2 pseudogenes are annotated in these 651 nt (G+C 38.9%); both read right to left on the minus strand.

The features are described from left to right. Positions 1-205: 205 nt before the first annotated feature. Positions 206-290, minus strand: a pseudogene (locus tag FD44_RS10805) (site-specific integrase); the annotation flags it as partial. Between the two features lies 1 nt (position 291). Beyond that, positions 292-651: pseudogene (locus FD44_RS10150) on the minus strand (tyrosine-type recombinase/integrase); the annotation flags it as partial.

A 651-nucleotide genomic window follows, 5' to 3' on the forward strand; every position in this document is an offset into this window, starting at 1 on the left:
ATAACAATCTTAGTTAGGTGCAAACATAAATTGAATTAAAAATACAGTCAATTCAACAACAGCAGAAATTGATTTTATGGTTATCAGCAGACCGAGTGAAACGAGGTAAATGCGCACTTACACCCCACTAAAATTTAGTGGGAGTTTTGTGCTTAAAATCTGTCTCAGAAGTTGCCTTCGGCAACAACTAAAAACTCAAAGAAAACTAACCAAAATCAATTTGATCTAACATACTTTCGGTACTTGCTTGGTCTAAGCCTAAATAAGCTAAAGTCATGGCTTCACTTGAANAGATTGTGTGTAGACGCGATAAGCCCCGGTTTTGCGCATCGTATGAGTACCCAGATAATTAATTCCTAGCAGATCGCCAACCTTACTCATGATTTTGTAAAATTGTTTTTCTGTAATATGGCGCTCGGGGTGTTGAATGGAAGGAAAGAGCCATTCAGAGGCTAGTCTATGATCAAGTAGCCATTGACGGTACAATAAGAGCTCTGTTTGAACTGGTTTAAGATACAAGGTATTAGGCTTACCCGTTTTTCGGTCGTGAATGAACGCATTTTGTTTAATAGAACCGTCCGGATTGAAAATATCGGTTTGTTTTAAGCGCATGACATCACTGACTCGCAACAGTGTCGCTTTGCCAACTTG

Origin of the sequence: Secundilactobacillus malefermentans DSM 5705 = KCTC 3548 (genome assembly GCF_001436395.1) — a bacterium.
In the GTDB taxonomy this organism is placed as follows: Bacteria; Bacillota; Bacilli; order Lactobacillales; family Lactobacillaceae; genus Secundilactobacillus; species Secundilactobacillus malefermentans.